Source organism: Paenibacillus sp. 2TAB26, assembly GCF_052115145.1.
Lineage (GTDB): Bacteria > Bacillota > Bacilli > Paenibacillales > Paenibacillaceae > Pristimantibacillus.
This window is the reverse complement of sequence record NZ_JBFRGC010000094.1, coordinates 1-482: the sequence shown is the minus strand read 5'-3', so window position 1 is coordinate 482 and position 482 is coordinate 1. Positions and strand designations below refer to the sequence as shown.

1 protein-coding gene is annotated in these 482 nt (G+C 39.4%); it reads right to left on the bottom strand.

Annotated features, from left to right (window positions below):
• Positions 1-482: hypothetical protein (locus AB4Z50_RS36015; RefSeq protein WP_441887287.1), on the bottom strand; the 482-nt coding region annotated here is incomplete at both ends.

Genomic DNA, 482 nt, shown 5'->3' with positions numbered 1-482 from the left:
GATCCCTTCTTAGCCGTGCCTTTTGGTTTTGCCTTTAGTATTTTGATAATAGCTTCGTTTTCTGCAAATGGCAATCCTGATGATGGATTTAATGTTAAATCAACCTTTCCATTAACCCGGTTATGTTCTGGTCTCCAAACCCCAACAACATTAAATGCCCTACGCCCCCATACTGCACCTCCGGCAAAACTGTTTAGTGTCGGTACCGCAGTACAGTATACTTCCTGTCCAGTAACATCTTTTAAAACAATTGGTGGCAGGTCCTTTGCATGAGTTACGATGTTATTGTGCCAATTATTATTCTTAGCTTCTTGCCTTACACGTTTCAATGCCCAAGCAAGATATTTATCCTCTCTGCCCCCATATTTTACAAGATCCTCTTCTAAATCGTTAAACGGATCCAGTGAAGTTGTATTTAGTTTTATGCCTAATTGCTTCTCCAGTGATTTCCAATATTTATAGAAGCTTTCAATGTCATGATC